At 62.6% G+C, this 24622-nt stretch carries 18 protein-coding genes; 11 read left to right on the forward strand and 7 right to left on the reverse strand.

All coding sequences use genetic code 11. The features are described 5' to 3' along the window. Nucleotides 1-5: 5 nt before the first annotated feature. Nucleotides 6-824 (reverse strand): NAD(P)-dependent oxidoreductase, encoded by an 819-nt coding sequence (locus C380_RS19490; RefSeq protein ID WP_015015563.1) that lies wholly within the window; start codon nucleotides 822-824, stop codon nucleotides 6-8. A gap of 122 nt (nucleotides 825-946) precedes the next feature. Here C380_RS19490 and C380_RS19495 point away from each other — a divergent pair, with 122 nt between their 5' ends. From C380_RS19495 to C380_RS19520, 6 genes are all read left to right on the forward strand, one after another. Then, complete coding sequence (locus tag C380_RS19495; protein ID WP_015015564.1) at nucleotides 947-1675, forward strand: FadR/GntR family transcriptional regulator; 729 nt, start codon at nucleotides 947-949, stop codon at nucleotides 1673-1675. Between the two features lie 309 nt (nucleotides 1676-1984). Further along, nucleotides 1985-3424 carry an aldehyde dehydrogenase family protein gene (locus C380_RS19500; RefSeq protein ID WP_015015565.1) on the forward strand — a complete coding sequence of 480 codons (1440 nt, stop codon included), beginning with the start codon at nucleotides 1985-1987 and terminating at the stop codon, nucleotides 3422-3424. 243 nt (nucleotides 3425-3667) lie between these two features. Further along, nucleotides 3668-4024, forward strand: coding sequence for a DUF2946 family protein (locus C380_RS19505; RefSeq protein WP_015015566.1), 357 nt, complete (start codon nucleotides 3668-3670; stop codon nucleotides 4022-4024). A gap of 135 nt (nucleotides 4025-4159) precedes the next feature. Then, nucleotides 4160-6373, forward strand: coding sequence for a TonB-dependent siderophore receptor (locus C380_RS19510; RefSeq protein ID WP_043566908.1), 2214 nt, complete (start codon nucleotides 4160-4162; stop codon nucleotides 6371-6373). Between the two features lie 19 nt (nucleotides 6374-6392). Beyond that, the gene (locus tag C380_RS19515) at nucleotides 6393-7943 is read left to right on the forward strand and encodes a PepSY-associated TM helix domain-containing protein (RefSeq protein ID WP_015015568.1); all 1551 of its coding nucleotides are present in this window, start codon (nucleotides 6393-6395) and stop codon (nucleotides 7941-7943) included. A gap of 168 nt (nucleotides 7944-8111) precedes the next feature. Further along, nucleotides 8112-9800 (forward strand): ATP-binding protein, encoded by a 1689-nt coding sequence (locus C380_RS19520; RefSeq protein ID WP_015015569.1) that lies wholly within the window; start codon nucleotides 8112-8114, stop codon nucleotides 9798-9800. Between the two features lie 39 nt (nucleotides 9801-9839). On the opposite strand, the gene C380_RS19525 is transcribed toward C380_RS19520, so the two are convergent. Next, the gene (locus C380_RS19525; protein WP_043566911.1) at nucleotides 9840-11477 is read right to left on the reverse strand and encodes an iron ABC transporter permease; all 1638 of its coding nucleotides are present in this window, start codon (nucleotides 11475-11477) and stop codon (nucleotides 9840-9842) included. A gap of 284 nt (nucleotides 11478-11761) precedes the next feature. Here C380_RS19525 and C380_RS19530 point away from each other — a divergent pair, with 284 nt between their 5' ends. Beyond that, nucleotides 11762-12826 carry an ABC transporter ATP-binding protein gene (locus tag C380_RS19530; RefSeq protein ID WP_015015571.1) on the forward strand — a complete coding sequence of 355 codons (1065 nt, stop codon included), beginning with the start codon at nucleotides 11762-11764 and terminating at the stop codon, nucleotides 12824-12826. An 84-nt stretch (nucleotides 12827-12910) separates the two neighbouring features. Here the strand turns inward: C380_RS19530 and C380_RS19535 are convergent, their stop codons facing one another. Continuing rightward, nucleotides 12911-13372, reverse strand: a complete 462-nt coding sequence (locus C380_RS19535) for a hypothetical protein (protein WP_015015572.1) — start codon at nucleotides 13370-13372, stop codon at nucleotides 12911-12913. A 338-nt stretch (nucleotides 13373-13710) separates the two neighbouring features. On the opposite strand from C380_RS19535, the gene C380_RS19540 reads away from it, so the two are divergent. From C380_RS19540 to C380_RS25360, 4 genes are read left to right on the forward strand one after another with little or no spacing between them, the layout of a single operon-like run. Beyond that, entirely contained in the window at nucleotides 13711-14304 is a 594-nt protein-coding gene (locus tag C380_RS19540) for a Calx-beta domain-containing protein (RefSeq protein ID WP_015015573.1), read from the forward strand. Then, the gene (locus C380_RS19545) at nucleotides 14202-15041 is read left to right on the forward strand and encodes a Calx-beta domain-containing protein (protein ID WP_083871632.1); all 840 of its coding nucleotides are present in this window, start codon (nucleotides 14202-14204) and stop codon (nucleotides 15039-15041) included. Before C380_RS19540 ends, C380_RS19545 begins: the two co-directional genes overlap by 103 nt. After that, nucleotides 14939-16927, forward strand: coding sequence for a Calx-beta domain-containing protein (locus C380_RS19550; protein ID WP_083871633.1), 1989 nt, complete (start codon nucleotides 14939-14941; stop codon nucleotides 16925-16927). The genes C380_RS19545 and C380_RS19550 overlap by 103 nt, the downstream gene beginning before the upstream one ends. 29 nt (nucleotides 16928-16956) lie before the next feature. Beyond that, nucleotides 16957-18081: a DUF4214 domain-containing protein gene (locus C380_RS25360; protein WP_015015576.1), complete on the forward strand. Its 1125-nt coding sequence runs from the start codon at nucleotides 16957-16959 to the stop codon at nucleotides 18079-18081. A gap of 1459 nt (nucleotides 18082-19540) precedes the next feature. Here the strand turns inward: C380_RS25360 and C380_RS19560 are convergent. The 4 genes from C380_RS19560 to C380_RS19570 form a co-directional block, all read right to left on the reverse strand. Next, nucleotides 19541-21712 (reverse strand): cyclic nucleotide-binding domain-containing protein, encoded by a 2172-nt coding sequence (locus C380_RS19560; protein ID WP_043565656.1) that lies wholly within the window; start codon nucleotides 21710-21712, stop codon nucleotides 19541-19543. 172 nt (nucleotides 21713-21884) lie between these two features. Continuing rightward, nucleotides 21885-22205 (reverse strand): hypothetical protein, encoded by a 321-nt coding sequence (locus C380_RS25160; protein ID WP_148279999.1) that lies wholly within the window; start codon nucleotides 22203-22205, stop codon nucleotides 21885-21887. Nucleotides 22206-22530: 325 nt separating this feature from the next. Then, nucleotides 22531-23268, reverse strand: a complete 738-nt coding sequence (locus C380_RS19565; RefSeq protein WP_015015578.1) for a 1-acyl-sn-glycerol-3-phosphate acyltransferase — start codon at nucleotides 23266-23268, stop codon at nucleotides 22531-22533. Nucleotides 23269-23295: 27 nt separating this feature from the next. After that, nucleotides 23296-24591 (reverse strand): dihydroorotase, encoded by a 1296-nt coding sequence (locus C380_RS19570; protein WP_015015579.1) that lies wholly within the window; start codon nucleotides 24589-24591, stop codon nucleotides 23296-23298. Nucleotides 24592-24622: the final 31 nt, after the last annotated feature.

Raw genomic sequence — 24622 nt, forward strand, 5'->3', positions numbered from 1 at the left:
TTCGCTCACTCGAACGGACCGGTGCGCACAAACGGCCCGCCCTGGAAGATCACGGCCGGGTCGGTCAGGTCGGGCTGCGGGTCTGCTGCCTCCACCTTGGCGCGGAAGGGCTCGGAGCTGTCCTGCGGGCGGTAGCCGATGTGGCGGGCGAGTGTGTTGTCCCACCAGGTGGTGGTGTTGTCGCCCATGCCATAGATGATGCTGTGACCCACCACCGGCGCCGTGAGGCTGGCCACCACCAGGCGCTCCAGGTCGTCGTAGCTCATCCACGTGGCCAACATGCGGCGGTTGCGCGGCTCGGGGAAGGAGGAGCCGATGCGCAGGCACACGGTTTCAATGCCGTAGCGGTCAAAGTAAAAGCGCGAGAGGTCCTCGCCAAACGCCTTGGATAGGCCATACAGGCCATCGGGCCGCGCCGGGTCGCGCAGGCCCACCACTTCGTCCTGGCGGTAAAAGCCGGTCACGTGGTTGGAGCTGGCAAACACCACGCGCTTGACGCCTTGCTTGCGAACGGCCTCATAGAGGTTGTACGCCCCCACGATGTTGGCCTGCAGGATGGGGTCCCAGGGCTGCTCGGTGGACACGCCCCCCAGGTGCACCACGGCGTCCACGCCCTCGAGCAGCGGCAACATGGCACTGGCGTCTTCCAACCGCGCGGGGCGCAGTTCTTCGCCCGGCGCCTCGCTGCCCAGGTCGGCGATGTCGGACAGGCGCAAGGTGGTGCAGTACGCCTTCAGGCGCGTGCGCAATTCACGCCCCAGTCCGCCAGCGGCCCCGGTCAATAACAAGCGTTGAAAACGGATCGGTGTCGGGTGACAGGGCATGGCTTTTGCGGAGGTTCTTGGTACAGTGGCGTTACAAGTGGTTGAACGTCATCAGTTGTCATACAACGAGGAGGCAATGTACTCCTTTCAACCCGTCCAACACATAGGGATAACACCGAGACATGAGCACCGACATTGCCCCACGCCGCAAGCCCCGCACCCTGGCCCTGGAGCTGGTGGACTCCCTGGGTGACCGCATCCGCGACGGGCGCCTGGCACTGGGCGACAAGCTGCCCACCGAGGCCGCGATCATGGCCGAGTTCAACGTCAGCCGCACGGTGGTGCGCGAGGCCATTTCCAAGCTGCAGGCGTCCGGCCTGGTAGAGACACGGCATGGCATCGGCACGTTTGTGCTGGGTCTCGGGCAGGCCCCTGGCTTCAAGATCACCCCCGACCAGTTCAGCACCCTGCGCGATGTGATTGCAGTGCTGGAGCTGCGCATCGGCGTAGAAACCGAAGCCGCCGCGCTGGCGGCGCAGCGCCGCACCCCCGCCAACCTCAAGACGATGCGCGAGGCGCTGGACGCCGTGGCAGCAGCCGTGGACGCCGGGCGCGACGCGGTGGCGGCAGACTTTCAGTTTCACCTGGAGATCGCACGCGCCACGCAGAACAGCCACTTTGCCGAGCTGATGGGCACGCTGGGCAGCATGATCATTCCGCGCGCGCGGCTGGACTCGGTGGAGGCCCCTAATGACGAGCGCAGGCAGTACCTGCGCCGCGTGAATGGAGAGCACGAAAGCATCTACGACGCCATCGTCGGCCAGGACCCCGACGCCGCCCGCGCTGCCATGCGCACCCACCTGGCCAACAGCCGCGAACGCCGCCGGCGCGCGCAGGCCGAGGCCGGCTGAAGTCCGGGGGACCCGGCAATGCCGCCCACCCGGCGCGCTGACCTGTCGCCCTGCGGGTCCGATGAGCCAGATACGACAGCAGGGCCCAGGCGGCAAGGAGTGATCTCATGAGTAGTTACCCGAAGTACCCATAGATGCGCTTATGTTGTACGATGACATACAACAAATCCACCATTGCCCCGCATTGGTACCCCAAGTGGCCTGGATGGACGCCGCCCGCAGCGGACAGCGCTCTCGGCCACGCCGTCCTGGCCCCTGGGCTTTGATCCGACTTTCTTCAACCACCCACCCTTTCACACCACCACCGCCATGCACGCAAACCTGATCGCCGGCAACTGGACCGAAGGCGTCCGCACGTACCAGAACACCAACCCCTCCGACACGCGCGACGTGATCGGCGACTACGCCGTGGCCAGCCGCGAGCAGGCACTCGACGCCGTCGCCGCAGCACACGCGGCCTTCCCGGCCTGGAGCCTGTCCACGCCCCAGCAGCGCTTTGACATCCTCGACGCAGTGGGCAACGAGATCATTGCCCGCAAGGCAGAGTTGGGCGACCTGCTGGCCCGCGAAGAAGGCAAGACCCTGCCCGAAGCCATCGGCGAAGTGGGCCGCGCGGCGGCCATCTTCAAGTTCTTTGCGGGCGAGGCGCTGCGCCCTGGCGGCGAGATGATCCCCTCCGTGCGTCCCGGCGTGGGCATCGAGATCACACGCGAGCCGCTGGGCACCATCGGTATCATCACGCCGTGGAACTTCCCCATCGCCATCCCGGCCTGGAAGATCGCCCCGGCCCTGGCCTACGGCAACACGGTGGTCTTCAAGCCCGCCGAGGTGGTGCCGGGCTCTGCCTGGGCGCTGGCCGACATCCTGCACCGCGCGGGCCTGCCCGCCGGTGTATTCAACCTGGTGATGGGTCGCGGTTCAGACGTGGGCGCCGTGCTGCTCGAAGACGAGCGCATTGCGGGCGTGAGCTTTACCGGCTCCGTCGGCACCGGCCAGCGTGTGGCGGCGGCCTGTGTGCCACGCGGCGCCAAGGTGCAGCTGGAGATGGGCGGCAAGAACCCGTTTGTGGTGCTGGACGACGCGGACCTGAACGTGGCCGTAGGCGCGGCCATCAACAGCGGCTTCTTCTCCACCGGCCAGCGCTGCACCGCCAGCAGCCGCGTGATCGTGACCGAAGGCATCCACGACCGCTTCGTGGCCGCCATGGTCGAGAAGATGAAGACCCTGAAGGTGGATGACGCCCGCAAGGCCGGCACCGACATCGGCCCCGTGGTGGACGACCGCCAGCTGGCGCAAGACCTGGAATACATCGGCATCGGCCAGCAGGAAGGCGCCAAGCTCGCCTACGGCGGCGAGGCACTGGAGAAGAACGCCGACGGCGCGCCCGGCTTCTACCTGCGACCCGCCCTGTTCACCGAGACCACGCCCGGCATGCGCATCAACCGCGAAGAGATCTTTGGCCCCGTGGTGAGCGTGTTGCGCGCCAAGAACTACGAAGAGGCGCTGGCCCTGGCCAACGACACGCCTTTTGGCCTGGCCAGCGGCATCGCCACCACCAGCCTCAAGCACGCCACGCACTTCAAGCGCCACGCGCAAGCCGGCATGGTGATGGTGAACCTGCCCACGGCGGGCGTGGACTACCACGTGCCCTTCGGTGGCCGCAAGGGCAGCAGCTACGGCCCGCGCGAGCAAGGGCGCTACGCGGCGGAGTTCTACACCACGGTGAAGACCGCTTACACGCAGGCCTGAGGCGGGCGCGACACAAGCCTGCGCCCGCGACGCCACTCCAGCCCCGGAGTGGCGAGGCCAGGCGCCTGCACCGCGCTGGCGCGCACGGGCATCGCAAAGGTCATTCGCCAACGGTTTTCAGCCAAATCGACCGCAAGCGCTAGTGAATCATGCGCTGGCAGCTATTATTTGTATAGCAACAACAATTTGGCTGCTCTGCGCCGCTGATTCCGGCCACGACGGCAGCCGCTATCATCGCGCCCCATGACCGCCCTCCGAACCTTCTCTGCGCTGCGCCTGTGGGTGCTCGCATGGTTCGTGGCGTCGATGGGGGTGGCCATCGCATCGCCGCTGGTGCACCCCCAGGCCTTTGAGGTGATCTGCTCGGGCACGGGCGCCATCAAGCTGCTGGTGCAGACCGAAGATGGCACCGTCGAAATGGGCGCGATGGGCATGGACTGCCCCTTGTGCTCCACCCCCAGCGCCCCGCCCCCTACACCGGTAGCCGCCGTGCTGCCGCCCCACCCCCTGGCCCATGCGCTGCAGCTCGTCGAGGCAGCCCGCATCGCGGCCGCCACTGCAGCCCCCCTGCCCGCACGCGGGCCCCCATCGCGCTCTTGATCTGAAGCTTGTTGGCAGCGCCCGGTACCTGGTGGTCGGGTGCTGACTTGTACCCGCTGGTTTCCAGATGGCGCAGGCCTGCGTGCAACCCACGCGGGCCTGGCTGCGCTGTCGCATCAAGACAAGAGCGTTTTCATGTCCCGTATTTCTTTTGCTTCGCGCAGCGCTGCGGCCTTGCCGCGCCTGCCCCTTTCCCCTCTGTGCCTGGGCGTACTTGCCACCTGCGCACTATCCTCTGTCGCAGCCCATGCACAGACCAACACCCCACCCACAATGCAGGCCGTGGATGTGGTCGATGCCGCCGCATCTCCCAACGGCAAGCTCAACCTGGACACGCCCGTGGACACCGGCAGCCGCCTGGGCCTGACGGTGCGCGATAACCCGGCCTCCGTCACCGTGGTGGACCGCGCCACCATCGACGCACGCGGCGCGCAAGACACGCAGGAGATCCTGCGCGCCGTGCCAGGCGTGGTGGCACACAACGCACCGGGTTCGATGTCTGCGCACTACCGGGGCTTTACCAGCAACTCGGTCGCACAGCTCTACAACGGTATCAATCCGCAATACGGCAGCGCCACACGCGCGGTCGACAGCTGGATCTACGACCGTGTCGAGGCCATCGGCGGCGCGTCGAGTTTTCTGTACGGCTCGGGCGGCGTGGGTGGCTCCATCAACTACATCACCAAGACGGCCGAGCGCAGCGACTTTGCCGAGGGCCAGCTGCGCCTGGGCTCCTACGACATGAAGGAAGTATCCGTAGGCCTGAACCGCCGCATCGCAGGCGGCGACGGCACTGCAGGCCCCGCGCACTACGCGCGCATCGACCTCAACCACCGCAACGCGGGCAGCTGGACCGAGGGCACCCAAACCCAGTCCACCCAGCTCGCGACCTCGCTGCTGTCGGACCTGGGCGGAGGCTTCAGCCACACGCTGGCCTACGAGTACCAGAAGGACCATGTGGACCGCCCCTACTGGGGCACGCCGGTGCTGAACCCCGCCGTGGGCGCGCTGACCATCGACCCCTCCACGCGCTTCAAGAACTACAACAGCGCCGATGGCCTGTACGAGCACCGCGTGCAGTGGCTGCGCTCGGTGGCGCAGTGGCGCGTGTCAGATGCGCTGCAGCTCAAGAACACGTTCTACATATACGACGCCCTGCGCGACTACCGCAACGTGGAGACCTACACCTTCAACGCTGCCAACACGACGGTCACGCGCACATCCCCGCTGTTGCAACGCCACGATCAACAGCTGGTGGGCGACCGGCTGGAGGTCACCTACCAGGGCCAGCTCGCAGGCAGAAAGAGCGACTGGACCTTTGGCCTCGATGTGAGTGTGAACAAGCAGACGCGCTTCCCGTTCGGTCCCTCGGTCACCGTGAGCACGGTCAACCCCTACCACTTTTCCACCGAGAACTTCTTCGACATTCCCGGCATGTCGCCCGTCTTGACCCCTGACAAGGACAACAAGATCACCAACACCGCGCTGTACCTGGAAAACCGCACCCTGATGGCCTCCGGGGTGAACCTCATCACCGCACTGCGGCACGAGCGCATCGACCTCGACCTGGTGAACCGCCGTGCGGTGACGGCCACATCGCCCGCCACCTTCAGCCGCAGCTACAGCCCCACCACCGGCCGCCTGGGCGTGGTGTGGGACATTGCGCCCGGCGCCAACCTGTATGCGCAGGCTTCCAACGCGGCCGATCCACCCTCGGGCTCACTGGCCTCGGCCTCGTTTGCCGATGTGCGCAACAACAGCGAGCTCACCACGGGTCGCCAGGTCGAGGTGGGCAGCAAGTTCGACTTCTGGGACGGCAAGGGCAGCGCCACAGTGGCAGCCTTTGACATCCGCCGTAAGAACATCGCCTCGCAAGACCCGTCCAACCCCAGCCTCACGGTGCTGGTAGGCGAGCAGTCGTCCAAGGGCATCGAGCTGTCGGCAGGCATCCGCCCCACCCCGCGGTGGCAGCTGCAGGGCAACCTGTCGCTGGTCCGCGCGCGGTATGAGAACTTTGTGCAGGGCGGCGTTTCGCGTGCGGGCAACGTGCCCCAGCTGGTGCCGCAGCAGGTGGCCAACCTGTGGGCGTCGTACGCAATCACACCCACCGTCACCGCCAGCGCAGGCGTGCGCCATGTGGGCAAGGTGTATGGCAATGCGGCCAACACCAAGTTCTGGCCGTCGTACACGCTGCTCGACCTGGGCCTGGCGTGGAAGATCAACAAGTCCACCACTCTCACGGGCCGCGTGCGCAACGCCACCGACCGCATCTACGCGGCCGAGACGCGCGACCAGGTCTACCTGGGCGCACCGCGTACGCTGGACGTGACGCTGCACACCGCGTTCTGACGCAGGCGGAGCACCCGACATGCCACACGCCAAACGCTGGCTGTACCTCGTCCACCGCTGGCTGGGCGTACTGCTGTGCGCCTTCTTCGCCATGTGGTTCCTCTCGGGCGTGGTGATGATGTACGTGGGCTACCCCAAGCTCACCCAGGCCGAGCGCCTGGCCCATCTGCCGCCCCTTCGCAGCGCCACGCTGGGCACGGAGCGCCTGCTGGAGCCTGCTGACGCCTTGGCGCGCGCAGGCTTGGCAGGCCCGCTGCAGGACCTGCGGCTGGCCGTGGCCAGCGGCGGGCGCGCGGTGTACCTGGTGGTGCCCGCCGCCCCCACCGGCGACACCGCACCACGCCCGCACCGGACACCGGCGCCTGCAGTCATCGACGCCATCACCGGCGAACGGCTACAGCGCGCGGACGCCACGCACGCCATCGCCTCGGCCCGCGCCTTTGCGCAGGAAGCCAACCCGTCCATCGACTACGAGGGCACGATCGACGAAGACGCCTTCACCCACTCGCGCGCGTTGGACGCGCACCGCCCGCTGCACCGCCTGCACCTGGGCGACAGCGCGGGCACCGTGGTCTATGTGTCGGGCACCACGGGCGAGGTGGTGCGCGATGCGCCGCTGCAAGAGCGCGCCTGGAACTACGCAGGCGCCTGGATCCACTGGCTCTACCCCTTCCGGGGCAATGTCTTCAACGACTACTGGACGGACATCGTCAACTGGCTGTCCATCGCGGGCATCACGCTCACGGTGACGGGCACGGTGGTGGGCGTGCTGCGCTGGCGCTTCCGGGGCCGGTACAAGACGGGCGCGCGCACGCCGTACCGGGGCTTCATGATGCGCTGGCACCATGTGTTCGGGCTCGTTTTTGCGGTCATCACGTTCACCTGGATCTTCAGCGGCCTCATGTCCATGAACCCGTGGAAGATTTTCGACAGCGGTGCAATGCCACTGCGCCAGCAGGCCATGCATGGCGGCCCCCTGCAAGTGCCCGCGCAGGCAGCAACGGTACACGCCTTGCTCTCAGCGGCATCGCCCAACACCCGTGAGCTGCGTTGGGTGCGCCATGCCGGCCACACGCTGGTGCTGGCCTACAGCCCCACCGGCGCCCCGACCGTGCTGGACGCCACCACCGCCACCGCGCACGTGTGGGCCCCGGGTGCTGTGGCAGAAGCCGCCGCGCACCTGCTGCCCCACGCGGTGGTGCGCACCGAAACGCTAACGGCCTACGACCTGCACTACTACGACCGCGCTGCCCACACCATGACTGGCGGCGTCGACAAACCCCTGCCCGTGCTGCGCGTGGTGTTCGACGACCCGCACGCCACCTGGGTGCACATCGACCCGCACACCGGTGCGGTGCTAAGCCGCACCGACAGCCACCGCCGTACCAGCCGCTGGCTGTTTGCCCTGCTGCACAGCTGGGACTGGCTGCCCCTGCTGGAGCGCAGACCGCTGTGGGATGTGCTGCTCATCGCGCTGAGCCTCGGCGGGGCGGTGATGAGCGTGACAGGCGTCGTACTGGGGTGGCGCAGGCTGGGCGTGAAACTGCGGCCGATACCGGGCGGGGTGTAAGGCCGTGACCGTGACAGGTCGCAGGCCTATGATGGTTGCAGTTGCCTTTTGAAACACCTGCCCATGACGGCCCCAGCATCCCCGCCTTCAAATACCCCTGCATTGCCCCCACCGACCGCGCACCCCGCGCCGTCCAGGCCACCCCACTCCAGCCTGCCCCTGCGGACGATGGTGGTGCTGGGCACCGCACTGGTGCTGTTGCTGGCGTGGGCCACCGTGGCCATCTTGCTCAATGTGTCGTGGCGCGATGCGATGAACGCGCAGATCCGCCAGAACAGCAACCTGGCACTGAGCCTGGGCGAGCAGACCGTGCGGGTTATGGCCGCGGTAGACCAGGCCACGATCCGCATGCGAGACGCGGTGCTGGCAGGTGACTTTGACAAGGCCGACTTCACGCGCTTTGCCAACGAAACGGGCCTCGCCCCCGACATCCTCACCCAGCTGTCGCTGGTAGGTCCTGATGGCCGGTTTGTCGGCAGCAACATCGACCCTACCGGCGAAAAAACAGGCCATGTGGACTTGTCGGAGCGTGAGCATGTGCAGGTGCACCTGACCCGCACCGCAACGGAAGCCGCGCGCCTGCAGATGACGCCCAGCGGCCTGTTCGTCGGCAAACCGGTGGTGGGCAAGGTCTCAGGCAAGGCGACCATCCAGCTGTCGCGCAGCATCTCGTATGGCACCAGCAGCATTGCCGGGTTGGTGGTGGCCTCGGTGAACCCCGGCTACTTCGAGGACGTGTACCGGGACGTGCAGCTGGGCAAGACGGGCATCGTGACCCTGGTCGGTAACGACCGTGCCGTGCGCGCCCGCGTCATGGGCGGCCAGAGCATCGGCATGGGCGAGGTGGTGGCCCGTGCCGCCAACAACAACGCCGAAGAACTGGGGGCCAACGGCCACTACATACGCGCCAGCGGGCTGGATGGCATCGAGCGCATCTACGCCTATAGCCGCGTGGGCAACTACCCGCTGCTGCTGGTGGTGGCCACCAGTACCGACGAGGCCCTGAGCGGGTGGCGCGGCAACCGCAACGTGGCGTTGTTCACCATGGCACTGTTCAGCGTGGCACTCGTGGGGGCGGCCGTCATCTTTCTGCGCAGTGTGCACAAGCTCGAAAGCACGAACGCCGCCCTGCGCATCAGCGAAGCCGAAGCCCGCTCGGCCAGCCAGGCCAAAAGCGAGTTTCTGGCCGCCGTCTCGCACGAGTTGCGCACGCCGCTCACCAGCATCCGGGGCTTTGCCGAGCTGATGGAAATGCGGCTGGACCAGCCCCGCTTCAAGGAACAGGCGAGCCTGATCCGCAAGGCCGCCGAACACCTGAACGCCCTGCTCACCGAGATCCTGGACCTGGCCAAGGTGGAAGCCGGCGCCATGCCCCATCTCCCCACCGAGCAAAACGTGGCGGAGATTGTTCAGTCCACCGCCGACTTTTTTGCCGTCACGGCCGCCAACAAGAACCTGGCGCTTCATGTGCGCATCGCCCCGGACGCCCCGCACACGTTGATGTGCGACGGTCTGCGGCTCAAGCAGGTGCTCAACAACCTGCTGTCCAACGCCATGAAGTTCACCGACACGGGCTCGGTCGCCATCGAGGTGGATGCCAGCCCAGACGCCGTGCGCTTCCACGTGGTGGACACCGGCCCCGGCATCCCCGCGCACCTGCACGAAACCATCTTCGAGAAATTTCGCCAAGGCAGCGACCAGGTGAGCTACCAGCACGGCGGTACAGGCCTCGGGCTGGCGTTGTCGCGGGCGTTGGCGGTGCTGATGGGGGGCACGCTCACACTGTCCTCTTCGGAGGGCCAGGGGTCGCGCTTCACGCTGACTTTGCCCCGTGAGCCGGGCATGGGGTCTCAGTAAACAGTTCGCCGCAAGCAGGCGCGCTAAGGCGTCCTGGTGTCAGTGCCGACTGCGCAACGTACGGCTAAGCAAAATCACCGGCACCAGCCCCACGGCCACCAGCGCCAGTGACGGCAAGGCCGCTTCGCCCAGGCGCTCATCGCGGGCCAGCTGGTAGGCCACCACGGCCAGGGTGTCGCTGTTGAAGGGGCGCAGCACCATGGTGGCAGGCAGCTCCTTCATCACATCCACAAACACCAGCAGCGCCGCTGCGGCGGTGGACCGCTTGAGCAGGGGCCAGTGCACGCGCGCCAGCAGGCCTGCGCTGCCCATGCCCAGCATGCGGGCGGAATCGTCCAGGCTGGGCGGAATCCGCGCGTAGCCGCTCTGCATGGATTGCAGGGCCACTGCACAGAACCGCACGAGGTAGGCCCACACAATGCCAAACGCCGTGGCGGTGACCAGCGCGCCCACGCCCCACTGCGGCATGGCCGCTTGCAGCCAGCCCACGGGCAACAGCAGCCCCACGACGATGACGGCGCCGGGCACGGCATACCCCACACTGGCCAGTTGCACCACGCCACGGGTGACGGCGGCGGGCTGGCGGCGCACCGCAAAAGCCAGGGCGAGCGCGATGGCGACGGCCAGTGCGGCGGTGATGCCGCCCAGGCGCACGCTGTGCCAGGCCCATTCCATGAATCGCTCCCAGGGCAGTACCGACCAGTCCGCCGCCAGCGGCCGCAACATGAAGGCCACGGGTGCCACAAACCCCATGAGCACAGGCACGGCACAGACGGCCCAGGCCGCCCAGCGGCGCGCGCCCCGCAGCCGCAGCGGCTGCGCCTCGGCCGAGCCTGCGCGCCCGCCACCGGTGGCAAAACGCATGCGCTTTTGCGCGCGGTGCTCCAGGTGCAGTAGCGCCATCACCACCACCAGCAGCATAGTGGCCAGCTGCGCGGCAGCCAAGCGATTGTCCATCGACAGCCAGGCCTTGTAGATGCCGGTGGTGAAGGTCTGGATGCCGAAGTAGCTGGCCACGCCGAAGTCGGCCAGGGTTTCCATCAGCACCAGCGCCACGCCCGCCGCCACAGCCGGGCGCGCCAGCGGCAGGGCCACGGCGCGGATGCGGCGGGATAGCGGTGCGCCCAGCAGGCGTGCGGCCTCCATGAGGTGGGCAGCGCGCTCCCCCAGGGCCGTGCGCGCCAGCAGGTAAACGTACGGGTACAGCGAGAAGATGAACACCCATACGGCGCCGCCCAGGCTGCGTACTTCGGGCAGCAAGCGGCCTTCCAGGCCGAAGGTGTTGCGCAGGCCCACCTGCAGCGGGCCGCTGAACTGCAGAAAGTCGGTGTACGCATAGGCCGTGACGTAGGCGGGCATGGCTAAGGGCAACAGCAGCAACCATTCAAAGGTGCGGCGGCCCGGAAAGTCGAACAGCGTCACTGCCGCAGCGGCCAGTGTGCCCACCACGGCGGCGCCCAGCGCCACCAGCACGCTCAGCCACAGCGTGGTCCACACATAGCCGGGCAGCACCGTGGATGCCATCTCGCGCAAGATGGCGCCCGCCTGCGCATCGCCCTGCCCCGTGGCCGAGAACGGCAACCACGATGCCAGTACCGCCAGCACTGGCAAGGCCAGAAAGCCCGCAAACAGGATCAGCGGAATGCTGCGAAAGACAGAGAACGGGGTACGGCGCAAGGCGATGGGCTCGGCAGAGGAAAGAAAGCGCACACCTGCCCAAAGGCATGGGCACCTTAGTGCAGTGTTGCACGCTGTCTAGCACTTAAAAACCGCGTCTTTTCGACCAGGGCTGCGTTGCAAATCCTCGCGATACCTTCGGGTATCGCTGCGGTTTGCGCCTTGCCCTGACCAAAAATCCATCGGTCTTCAATGTGCCATCCAGCGCGCAACACTACACCAGCACCCAGGAATGCAAATGCGAATTTTAAGCATTCACTCCACGCCGCCTAAAATGCGCGGATATGTTTCTTGAGGTCTCCCAACTCGAAGTGCGCTACGCAGGCCGCGCACAGGCCGCTGTGCACGGCGTCACGCTCAGCCTGAAAGCGGGTGACATCGGCGTGCTGATCGGCCCCTCCGGCTGCGGCAAGACCACCCTGCTGCGCGCCGTGGCGGGGCTGGAGCCCGTGACGGGCGGCGAGATCCGCCTGACCAAAAGCGTGGTCAGCAGCGCCACCCTGAGCGTGCCGCCCGAGCTGCGTCGCATCGGCATGGTGTTCCAGGACTACGCGCTATTCCCGCACCTGTCGGTGGGCCGCAATGTAGCGTTTGGCATCCACCAGCTGCCCCGGGCCGAGCAGGCCGCGCGGGTGGCCGAGGTGCTGAAGCTTGTGGGGCTGGAAGGCAGCGAGCACCGCTACCCGCACGAACTCTCTGGCGGCCAGCAACAGCGTGTGGCACTGGCCCGCGCGCTGGCACCGCGCCCACAACTCATGCTGCTGGACGAGCCGTTCTCCAACCTCGACGTGGACCTGCGCGAGCGTCTGGCACACGAGGTGCGCGGCATCCTGAAAGCCGCTGGCGCCACGGCCCTGTTCGTCACCCACGACCAGTTCGAGGCGTTTGCGATTGGCGATGTGATCGGCGTGATGAACGAGGGCCACCTGCACCAGTGGGACGACGCGTACACCCTGTACCACCGCCCCGCCACGCGGTTTGTGGCGGACTTCATCGGCCACGGCGTGTTTGCGCCGGCCACGCTGGTGCAGCGCGGCAACAACGTGGTGGCACAAACTCCTCTAGGCGACCTGACCGACCTGGACGAGTGCCCTCTGCCCAGCAGCTACCCCGCTGGGGAATGTGATGTGCTGCTGCGCGCCGACGACATCGTGCACGACGACCATGCGCCCGTGCAGGCGCAGATCGTGCGCAAGTCGTTCCGGGGCTCGGAGTTTCTGTACACCCTGCGCCTGGCCAGCGGCCACACGGTGCTGGCCCATGTGCCCAGCCACCACGACCACGCGCTGGGCGAGTGGATCGGCATCCGCGCCCAGGTGGACCACGTGGTGACGTTTCCGCGCGGCTAAGGCGGTGTTGGGATCAAAATCGGCCGGATGCGCTAGTCTAACGCGCCTGAATAGCTATTAAATCAATAGCAACCACCCTTCCGCTCAGGACTTGCCCTTGCGCTGCAGGCCCTCCAGGCCGTTCAGGTCCACCTGCGACATCAGGGCTCGCAGCTCTTTCACGCCGATCTTGTCGCCTTCGATGCTGACCACCAGGCCGTTCTTCAGGATGGTCTTGAACTCGGCGTGGCTGCCGTCCTTGTCGTAGCGCTGGTGCAGGGTGCGACCACCTTCCTGCCAGGTCTTTTCGGCGCTGGTCTGGTCTTCTTTCTCGCCCTGCGCCATGCCCATGGCCATCACCGCCATCTGCCCCAGGCCGCCCACGTCCACGATCTCCAGGCGCAGCTGCTTGTCGTCGTTGCCGTATTGCGCGCTGGCCTGGCTGGTGGGCAAGCCCAGTGCTGCACCGTCCTGCACATCAAAACCCGTGCGGGGCAGGCCCGCCAGCTTCTCGGGCAGGGCCGCCTTGATTCGATATATGAAACACCGCAATGCGAACGCGAACATGGCATGGGAGCAAATTGACGTGACAGAAAGTGCTTGAAAAGCACGGTCAGGCTGCACCGTCAACACTCTAGAAGATGGTGAAAAATTTCACGCTACAACTGTCGCAAAACTATCAAACAGTCACTTTTTATGCACTGGTTCTATATATTCTCGTTACAACAACCGAGCAAGCAATGACTACTTGGGTGCACTAGCGAACCGGGAGAAATCTACGGCTCATGGCCTCACTGAACGTTCAATGGCAAGGCCGAAAGCGCTCGCGCAGCTAGCTGGTTCGAGCCTTGTAACAATCTAGCTTACAAATTTAACCAAAATTCCCCTTTACTCAAGGAACCACAATGGCCTATTTTTTGCCGATCACCAACATCGTCGTCAGCGAAGGCGACGGCTATGCCGAGTTCGTCGTGCGCCTGAATGCCCCGGGCACCAGCACCATCACGGTCAGCTACACCACCAATTCTGGCTCGGCCGTTTCCTATACGCCTGACTATGAAACGACCTTTGGCACGCTGAGCTTTGCCCCCGGCGTCACCACGCAGACCGTGCGCGTGCCCATCGGCAATGATGTCGTGGTCGAAAACGCCGAGTCGTTCTTTCTGACGCTCTCCAACGCCAAAGACGCCTCAGGCGCTGTAGTGCCCATTGCCAACACCACTGCCATCGCCACGATTATTGACAACGACACCAAGGTCGCCGACATCAACAGCAACGGCACCATCGACAACAACGAGAAGGCGTCCCTGTCGGTGCGCGATGTGGTGGTCGATGAAAAAACCGGCATCGCCACGTTTGACCTGGTCCTGAGCAAGCTGCCTCCACCGCTTTCAGCGTGGCCTACAGCACTGCCGATGCTTCGGCCACTGCAGGAGCCGACTACACCGCCGCCACCGGCAGCGTTTCCTTTGCCGCAGGACAGACCAGCCAGCGTGTGAGCATCAACATCCTTGATGACCTGACCATCGAGGGCAACGAGTACTTCCACCTGAACCTGGGTGCGATCACCGGCACCTCCGAGGTCGTGGTAGCCGACGGCGTCGGCACCGCCTTCATCGGCGGCAACGATCAACCCGCCATCGCACTGCCCATCATCAGCACCGGCAGCATCGTCGTCAGCGAAGGCGACGGCTACGCCGAGTTCGTCGTGCGCCTGAACGCCCCCGCCACCAGCACCATCACGGTCAACTACACCACCAATTCTGGCTCGGCCGTTTCCTATACGCCTGACTATGAAACGACCTTTGGCACGCTGAGCTTTGCCCCCGGCGTCACCACGCAGACCGTGCGCGTGCCCATCGGCAATGATGTCGTGGTCGAAAACGCCGAGTCGTTCTTTCTGACGCTCTCCAACGCCAAAGACGCCTCAGGCGCTGTAGTGCCCATTGCCAACACCACTGCCATCGCCACGATTATTGACAACGACACCAAGGTCGCCGACATCAACAGCAACGGCACCATCGACAACAACGAGAAGGCGTCCCTGTCGGTGCGCGATGTGGTGGTCGATGAAAAAACCGGCATCGCCACGTTTGACCTGGTCCTGAGCAAGCTGCCTCCACCGCTTTCAGCGTGGCCTACAGCACTGCCGATGCTTCGGCCACTGCAGGAGCCGACTACACCGCCGCCACCGGCAGCGTTTCCTTTGCCGCAGGACAGACCAGCCAGCGTGTGAGCATCAACATCCTTGATGACCTGACCATCGAGGGCAACGAGTACTTCCACCTGAACCTGGGTGCGATCACCGGCACCTCCGAGGTCGTGGTAGCCGACGGCGTCGGCACCGCCTTCATCGGCGGCAACGATCAACCCGCCATCGCACTGCCCATCATCAGCACCGGCAGCATCGTCGTCAGCGAGGCCGACGGCTATGCCGAGTTCGTCGTGCGCCTGAACGCCCCCGCCACCAGCACAATCACGGTCAGCTACACCACAAATGCAGGCACAGCCGCCTCCTATGCAAACGAATACGAAACGACCTTTGGTACGCTGAGCTTTGCCCCCGGCGTCACCACCCAGACTGTCCGCGTGCCCATCGGCGATGATGTCGTAGCCGAAAACGCCGATTCGTTCTTTCTGACACTTTCCAACGCCAAAGACGCCTCAGGCGCTGTAGTGTCCATCGCCAACACCACTGCCAGCGCTATCATCATTGATAACGACACCAAGGTCGCCGACATCAACAGCAACGGCACCATCGACAACAACGAAAAGGCATCCCTGTCGGTACGCGATGTAGTGGTGGACGAAAAAGCTGGCATCGCCACGTTTGACCTGATCCTGAACAAAGCTGCCTCCACCGCTTTCAGCGTGGCCTACAGCACTGCCGATGCTTCGGCCACTGCAGGAGCCGACTACACCGCCGCCACCGGCAGCGTTTCCTTTGCCGCAGGACAGACCAGCCAGCGTGTGAGCATCAACATCCTTGATGACCTGACCATCGAGGGCAACGAGTACTTCCACCTGAACCTGGGTGCGATCACCGGCACCTCCGAGGTCGTGGTAGCCGACGGCGTCGGCACCGCCTTCATCGGCGGCAACGATCAACCCGCCATCGCACTGCCCATCATCAGCACCGGCAGCATCGTCGTCAGCGAGGCCGACGGCTATGCCGAGTTCGTCGTGCGCCTGAACGCCCCCGCCACCAGCACAATCACGGTCAGCTACACCACAAATGCAGGCACAGCCGCCTCCTATGCAAACGAATACGAAACGACCTTTGGTACGCTGAGCTTTGCCCCCGGCGTCACCACCCAGACTGTCCGCGTGCCCATCGGCGATGATGTCGTAGCCGAAAACGCCGATTCGTTCTTTCTGACACTTTCCAACGCCAAAGACGCCTCAGGCGCTGTAGTGTCCATCGCCAACACCACTGCCAGCGCTATCATCATTGATAACGACACCAAGGTCGCCGACATCAACAGCAACGGCACCATCGACAACAACGAAAAGGCATCCCTGTCGGTACGCGATGTAGTGGTGGACGAAAAAGCTGGCATCGCCACGTTTGACCTGATCCTGAACAAAGCTGCCTCCACCGCTTTCAGCGTGGCCTACAGCACTGCCGATGCTTCGGCCACTGCAGGAGCCGACTACACCGCCGCCACCGGCAGCGTTTCCTTTGCCGCAGGACAGACCAGCCAGCGTGTGAGCATCAACATCCTTGATGACCTGACCATCGAGGGCAACGAGTACTTCCACCTGAACCTGGGTGCGATCACCGGCACCTCCGAGGTCGTGGTAGCCGACGGCGTCGGCACCGCCTTCATCGGCGGCAACGATCAACCCGCCATCGCACTGCCCATCATCAGCACCGGCAGCATCGTCGTCAGCGAGGCCGACGGCTATGCCGAGTTCGTCGTGCGCCTGAACGCCCCCGCCACCAGCACAATCACGGTCAGCTACACCACAAATGCAGGCACAGCCGCCTCCTATGCAAACGAATACGAAACGACCTTTGGTACGCTGAGCTTTGCCCCCGGCGTCACCACCCAGACTGTCCGCGTGCCCATCGGCGATGATGTCGTAGCCGAAAACGCCGATTCGTTCTTTCTGAGCTGAGCTACGCCAAAGACGCATCGGGCACCGCCGTGCCGATTGCCAACAACGTCGTCACCGCCATCATCATTGACGACGACAGTGGCGTGGAGATTCTGAACTATGGCTTGGGTGATGACGTTTACGTTGTCAGCAATAACAACCAATACATTGTGGAAACACCCGATGGGGGTATCGATTGGGTGGTGAGTTCCATCAACTACAGCCTGGGCGACACTGACGGTCCAGGTATGTTTGGTTCCTATGTTGAAAATTTGGCATTGACTGGCGCTGCCCTCGCAGGAACAGGGAATGCTTTGGACAACACCCTGTTTGGAAATGCTGCCAACAACCAACTCAATGGCCAGGAAGGCAACGACATTCTTGTTGGACTTGCCGGAAACGACATCCTCAACGGAGGCTCCGGATTAGACACAGCCGTTTACTACGGCAATGCTGCTCAGTACGGCATCCGGATTGACCGCATCACGGGTTCGACTTCGATTACGGACACACAGCTACAACGGGATGGTATCGATACATTGAATGGAGTTGAACGGGTTGCATTTACCGACTTGTCGCTCAACCTGGCAGTCCGCGGGGTGGCCAGCTCGATTCCCCAAGCAGGCCTGAACCGTATCGCTGAACTCTACGTGGCCTTCTTTAACCGGATGCCGGATGGCGATGGCATGCAGTTCTGGATTGAGACGTTCAAATCAGGTCAAACCATCAATCAAATTGCAGAAGCTTTTTACAACGCAGGCGTCTACTTCTCGGACATTACAGGCTACAGAGCCGACATGACAGACGACGACTTCATTAATATCGTCTACCGAAATGTACTGGGGCGCTCCGAAGGCGCTGATGCTGGTGGTTTGAGCTTCTGGCGTGCCGAACTGTCGAGCGGGCGGGCCTCGAAGGGGGCGTTGGTATCGTCAATCTTGGATGCCGCTCATGGCGCGACATTCAGCGATCCAAATAACCCCTTCCACTGGGTACAAACACTGCTAGACAACAAACTGGATGTAGCCAAGAAAGTATCTATCGAGTGGGGAGTCAATTACAACTCGTCTCAAGACTCTATCTCTAAGGGAATGGCAATTGCAGCAGCGATCACCCCCGATGACACCTCCGCCGCCATCTCTTTAGTGGGGGTTGTTGATGCGCAATTTATTTGAGCAGTTTTTCTTTGCTTGTGCGTAATGTTCCAGTCGGGGGAAGCGGGTTAAAACTTGGACTGGCTTCATGCTGCAAGCCCAACAGGGTGTAGAAGAGACAAATTCTCACCCTGCCGTGATGATCCCATAGGAACAATACGAAATCAAAGACAGTCCGATTACCCGCACTACCTCTTGGCGAGTATGCAACCTTGCCCGAGGTGGTGCGCGGCAATCGCAGGCCCCAATGCAATTTGTGCCTGGTTGGGCTGAGAGAATGGGTCGAAACGCGCCCGGCACGGTTACACGCTGCGTGCTGCGCCCAAAGCTACTAGCTCGCAGTGCACGCTGCCTAAACAACAACTGGCGCGCGCCAGCACCCAACCGTATGCCGCGCCTTGCGGCTCCTTCGCCCAGCAGCTGCGCAGGCATGCGACTGCACCTACAAACAGTGGATATGCGCTTCCCCACGATTTGTTCAAGGCAAACAAGGCGAACGAGCCAAGCCTGCAACTTATTCCCTGCGCAGCGCTTTCGAAACATATTGCTGGGTGCCACGCACCATCTATATCTCGCGCAATCTGCCCACTCAGATCTATCTATCTTGGCTTGAGGTGCGAAAGGCCTTTGTGCACAGTGCCCAGCAAGGTAAGTGTGAAGCGCTGCACGAGCGTCTGCGCCAGCAGTGGCGCCTGTGATTAAAACGCGTCTTACCGCCAAGTGGAGCCTTGACTAACTCCTATTACCACCGTGGTCGCCGGCAAAGCGGAAAGTTGGCCTTTGATGCCAGCAAGAAAGTCCAAGGGCACCAGCACCATCTGCTGATGAATCTACTGTGCTTGCTGCTGACGGTGGCAACTACCGGACTATTGGTGCCGCTGCATGGAACCACGCAGGGGCTTGGCAAGCATTGGCACACACGTGCTCATTGAAGGATTGTGAGCCGACAACGCATATTCAAGGCAATACGCGCAAGAGATCGGGAGGGAGAGCACCGTATGAAGATGCAGATGGTGAGTCACAGCCCGCGTCACCGTTGAGACAAAGTGTAACAAACTTCATATAGCAAAGAGCAGCACCATAAAACCGGAAATGTTCCCGATCAAAGTGGGTTTCACCAAACAGCGCGTGTGTCGTGCAGACGAGGTTCATGAAACTCAACAAACGAAGAACTGCGGCAAACCTCAGGTAGGTACCCGAGTTTCAATATGTCTTTGCGGCGTTCAAGCAGCTGTGAGAATTTCACCGAGGTGCACTATCGGGGCTGCATAAGAACGCAAAGCGTGCATCTACTGCCTTGGCACTTACCAACGCTGACAGTGCTAGAGGCGTCCCCAGGGAAAAATGAATCCGTGTGGGTGAAAATCGCACCTCAAAGCCCAGCAAATAGCCCGATCGAGCGACAAAGTCGAAAAAAATCCAAAAAAACAGCACCGATCAGTGCCGCACGACAAATCGTGACGGCTTGTTCAGCATTGCACTAAGCCATTACGTGATGCGCCTGCGCCAAAGCGTGCAAATTCGCCGCCCTCAGGTGCGTCGCCAAGTCAATACTCAATTGGGAAAGCAGCTTCTGCACCAATTCCGGATGCTCATGCGAGAGCTTTTGGAACGCTGCACGGCCTAAGCGCATCGCTTCGACTCCAGTTTCTGCCACAACGGAGGCTGAACGTACTTGCTTATCGATAAATCCGATTTGCCCCACCGCTGTCCCGGCGCGCACCCCAGAGAGGCGCAGGTGCGCACCGTCCTCGGTCGTCAACTGCACACTAGCTTGCCCGCGCGTGATGAACCATAGCGCATCACTGGACTCGCCTTCACGGATAAAACAATGCCCGGGTTCGAACGTATGGAGGGTCATCACGCATCTCAAAACATGGCTCTCATCGTCCGTCAGATGCGAAGGCCAAAGCAGATGGCCTTGCTGGTCTTCCGTTTGGAACGGTGGCAAGAGCCGTTGCAAAAGCATGTTTTCCACCGTCTCTAACGCTCTATCCAGATCGGGAGCAATGCGTGTTTCGGGCACATCATTGGACAGCAGCGCATGCACATTGCTGTGCCTCCACTGCGTGCCTGCATGCATGAGCACGATTCCTAATCGCTGAGCCTGTGCCTGTAGCCTACTGATTCCCTGAGCGATACTGGAGTCAATCTGCCGCACGGCCGCCCAGTCCATGACAACAAAGCGGGCTTCAACGAACACCTGACGTACCGCATCCTGCAGTAAGGCAGCTGAAGCAAAAAACTGATGACTATCCAACTGCAACACCCGAATCTCACTGCCGTGCTGTGCAAGGAATTCGAACTCGGCAGGCGCCCGCGCACAATTCGACTGGATTTCAAGGCCAGACAATGTTCGTCGTACCGGCTTTTGCGTGTTGCGATGGGCATGCAGAACCAGACCCAGCAGTAGCCCCACCAGTAAGGCAGCCACCATATTAACCAACAGAGATGCGGCCATTACACCGGCGATAACCATAAGGTCTTCCTTGTGGTGCCTATCAACGGTACGGTTGCGGAACAATCGCAGCGCATGCCGGGCACTGCCGCGGTCCCAAAGTTGCCATGCCTCCACCAGTAGTAGACCGGAAAGCGCAGCGACTGGAATCAATACAAGCGCGCCAGAGGCACAGATTGCACCCAACAGTAACGCCAGGGCGCACATTGCTATGGCAGTCAGCGACCTAGAGCGTGCCGCCATCATCGAGACCGACAATGAACCCGAAACCGAAGGAGATCCCAGCGCACCCGCACTGGCTATCGCAAAGGCCTGTACCGTCTTATCTACGCTAGTCAGGAAGCGCCGATCATCCAACTGAGCTAATTGCTCACCCGTCACGACATTGTTCAAAAAGACCAGCGCGCCGAGTATGGCTGCACCTTTCACCAGATCCAGCCACCAATACCACCGGTGTTCTGAAGGCCCCCACAAACCGGTGAAGTCGGCGAGCTGCACCGGAACGCTCCACGACTGAAATTCCATCAATCGGGGCAGCGGAGTGTCGGAAAAAGCCGTGGCCAAGCCAATAGCAATACCCGCGGACAGCCCCACTGCCGAGGCAGGCCATTGTGGACGAAACCGCTTGACCACCAATGCACTAACCACCACCGTGGCAACCGCAGCAGCAACCGGCAAGGCCATCTGAGGTTGATCGAGCTGCGTTTTCAAACTAGACCATTGGGAAATGCCGATGGACACCGCAATGCTGCTGGCAAAACCACTATATACAGGCGCCGGAATGAATCGCGCCAACCGCTCCGCACGCAACAGCCATAGCAGCCCCACAACCAAACCCGCCAATGCCGATATGCCACATAACAAACCAAGGCGTGTCGCCTCAGTGTCTTGCAGACCAAACTGCGGCAGACGATGTGCCATCTGAAGCACTAACGTGGCCAGCGTTGCAGCCTCAAAAAAGCGCGTCGTATATGCAATCGGGCGACTGCTTTGCGACGTCAACAATGTGACCCAAGCCACACCAAGAAAAGCCGCGAGAACGCCCGCGCTGAGGGCTGTGGGCGCAACTTGCGAATACAGGATGACAGTACTACCCAGAATGCTAGGCAAACTCACCGCAGCGCCATCCGTGGCGCCCAAAGCGGATTGTGGATGGAATATCCGGGCGTTATTAATCGTTCGCGTCTCAGTCATGGAGGCACCGAAGATGCAGATTAGTTGCAATAATTTTTAACTACTCCTTTAGTAGAGATGTAAAAAATTATACAAACCGATTGATATTATAAAAATCATTTTGTTATTAATTTATCTAAGCAAATTGATTTTTATGCATCGAATTCTAAAACACCCACCAATCAGCAATATTTTATTTCTTCTTCAGAACCACATTACCTACCATTGGAAGCGGATAGAGAATTGAGCCATCATCCTGAATAGTCATTATTTGATTTACCCCAGCATTCTCTATTTTGAGATTTTTACCATCAATAGAATATTTGACCTCAGTTTTTACTCCCATCACACTCATGTAGGCTTTTTCACCAGACACGAATTCGATAGAAAGACCTACATCTACCATTCCTTTGTCACCTGGGGCTTGCTCATAAACTCCGCTAAGGCTTTTTCCACATCCAGAAATAAAAACCACAACCAAAATCATCAATAAGGATAAATATTTTTTGAACATTTTGAAAATTAATTTCTTAAAACTAATCAATGATTTTGAAATACCATCAAAATCAAAGATCAACTTACTGGGATATTTAAAATTCGATGATCTCTTTTTTATCAAGAGATGCTCATGATAGATTATTTTTATACAGTTGAAGACGATTGGTTACAAAAGTGTGATTTTTTTCACACACAGCACGAGTGCCGACATTAGGCGTAGCGCTATCAGACACTGGGGCAATGCACCGCACTATCGATTGAGGTTACCGACAATGAATACTGCGTTCAGTTAGCCCTCGCATCATGCATACACGCAGGTCATGCGCCGCGGACTCAATCGATCAGCTGCGACGGAGTTTATTGACCGTGTCGTGCAGGTGCTGCGTCCAGGTACGCCGGTCGCGTTCGCCCGCCAGCTCCGGCGGGCCGTAGTGCACCACAGCTTCGATGGGCGGGGCGCTGAGCGTGCGCCAGATCGAGCCCACCAGGGTTTCGTCGCCGATGTAGCTCGGCGCAAAGCTGGTGGCGCCGGTGGCCTTGTCGGCAAAGCGCAGACCCACGGGCTGCACCGGGGCCTGCGCGGCCACGGCGGCCTGCAGCAGGTTGGCGTGGAAGGGCAGCATCTCGCGCCCGTCGCCCGTGGTGCCTTCAGGGAACACGGCCAGCACCTCGCCGCGCTCCAGCGCCTCTTGCATGGAGCGCACCATGCGCAGCGCATCGCGGCGCGAGCTGCGCTCGATGTAGAGCGTGCCTGCAGCCGTGGCCAGGGTGCCGATCAGCGGCCAGCCCTGCACGTCGGACTTGGAGACAAAGCGGCAGTGCCGCGCGGCGTGCATCACCGGGATGTCGAGCCACGAGATGTGGTTGGCCACCAGCATCACCGGGCCAGTGACCGGGGGCTGGCCCAGGATGCGCAGGCTGATGCCCGCATGGGCCAGCAGCTCCATCGACCACACCTGCACGCGGGCGTGTTGCTGGTCCCGCGACAGCGACGGAAACCGCAGCGCCACGATCCACAGGCCCTTGGCAATATGGCCCAGCAGCCGCAAGAGGCGCCAGCTGGCGCGCAGGAACTTCACGGCTGGGCCTTATCGCGTTGAGTCGTCTCAGCTGCGGTCGAAAGCGACCTGTCCGCCCACCAGGGTCATGCGCACGCGGCCGGGCAGCTCGTAGCCCGAGAAGGGCGTGTGTTTGCCCTGGCTGGCGAGCGCGTCGTCCTGCACCGTCCAGGCGGCCTGCGGGTCGAAGATGCAGAGGTCACCCACGCCGCCTTCCACGATCTGGCCCACGCTGGCCTGCAAGGTGCCCAGCGCGTTGCCCAGCACGCGTGCGGGCTCGGCGGTGACCACGGCCAGCGCGCGCTGCAAGGGCACGCCGCTGTCCTGCGACCACTTGAGTGCCAGCGACAGCAGCAGCTCCAGGCCCGTGGCGCCGGGTTCGGCCTCGGCAAACGGCAGGGTCTTGGCGTCTTCATCGACCGGGGTGTGGTCGGACACCAGCGCATCGATGGTGCCATCGAGCAGCGCTGCACTCAGGGCGTCGCGGTCGCGCTGCTGGCGCAACGGCGGCGTCAGGCGCGCGCGGCTGTCAAAGAAGCCGATGTCGTTCTCGGTGAGGTGCAGCGAGTTCATGCTGACGTCGGCCGTGACTTTCAGGCCATCGGCCTTGGCGCGGCGCACCAGATCCACACCCGCAGCGCTGCTGAGGCGGCACAGGTGCACGCGCGCGCCGGTGGTCTTGAGCAGTTCAAAAATGGTGTGCAGCGCAATGGTCTCGGCCGCCACGGGCACGCCCGACAGGCCCAGCCGCGTGGCCAGCGCACCGCTGGCGGCCACACCCTTGCCCAGATGCATCTCCTGCGGGCGCAACCACACCGTGTAGCCAAAGGTGGCGGCGTATTGCAGCGCGCGCTGCAGCACCTGGGTGCTGGCCAGCGGCACCTCGGCCTGGCCAAAGCCCACGCAGCCGGACTCGGTCAGCTCGGCCATCTCGGTCAGCACCTCGCCGGCCAAACCGCGGGTCAAAGCGCCCAGCGGAAACAGGCGCGACTGGTGCAGTTTCTCGGCGCGGAACTTGAGCATCTCCACCAGGCCGGGCTCGTCGAGCACGGGGTCGGTGTCGGGCGGGCAGACCAGGCTGGTCACGCCGCCGGCCACGGCTGCGGCCATCTCGGATTCGAGCATGCCTTCGTGCTCGTGGCCCGGCTCGCGCAGCCGCGCCGCCAGGTCCACCAGGCCGGGCAGCACGATGCAGCCGGCAGCGTTGATGGTGCGGTTGGGCGCAAAGTCGGGCGGCACGCGGTTGACCCCCACGATGCGGCCTGCCGCCAGCGCGATGTCGCAGGTCTGGTCAAGGCCCGAGGCGGGGTCGATCACACGGCCGTTCTGGATCAGTATCTTCATGATTTCAAGCCAAATAGGCCGATAGCGCCGG

This window comes from Acidovorax sp. KKS102, from assembly GCF_000302535.1.
GTDB lineage: Bacteria > Pseudomonadota > Gammaproteobacteria > Burkholderiales > Burkholderiaceae_C > Acidovorax.